The following is a 611-nucleotide window of genomic DNA, read 5'->3' on the forward strand; positions in this document are numbered from 1 at the left end:
CCGACTCCCCAATCCCCGCCCCAATGCGTTAAAATGCCGCGCTTCCCCACACTCGGGTCCGCCGATGCTGCGCATCCAGGCTGAAGCTCTCACCTACGACGACGTCTCGCTCGTCCCCGCCCATTCGACCGTCCTGCCCAAGGACGTCAGCCTGGAAACCCGGCTGACCCGCGACCTGCGCCTGAAACTGCCGATCCTCTCGGCCGCGATGGACACGGTCACCGAGCACCGCCTGGCGGTGGCCATGGCCCAGCTCGGCGGCATCGGCATCATCCACAAGAATCTGACCCCGGCGCAGCAGGCGGCCGAAGTGGCCAAGGTCAAGAAGTTCGAGGCCGGCGTCATCACCGAGCCGTTCACGGTCGGTCCGGAGACCACCATCGGCGAGGTGCTCAAACTCACCCGCGCCCGCAACATCTCCGGCGTGCCGGTGGTGGACGGCAGCGAACTGGTCGGCATCGTCACCAGCCGCGACATGCGCTTCGAGAAGAAGCTCGACGATCCGGTCCGCCACATCATGACCAAGAAGGATCGCCTGGTCACCGTGCGCGAAGGCGCCAGCGACGAGGAGGTGCTGCAGCTGCTGCACCGCCACCGCATCGAGAAGATCC

The 611-nt window shown here is 66.4% G+C and carries 1 protein-coding gene; it reads left to right on the plus strand.

Annotated elements, in window-relative coordinates:
• Positions 1-64: 64 nt before the first annotated feature.
• On the plus strand, positions 65-611 hold a 547-nt coding region (locus tag CEK65_RS18540), incomplete at its 3' end, for an IMP dehydrogenase (RefSeq protein ID WP_152182622.1).

Origin of the sequence: Xanthomonas sp. LMG 12459 (assembly GCF_009192905.1) — a bacterium.
Classification (GTDB): Bacteria; Pseudomonadota; Gammaproteobacteria; order Xanthomonadales; family Xanthomonadaceae; genus Xanthomonas_A; species Xanthomonas_A sontii.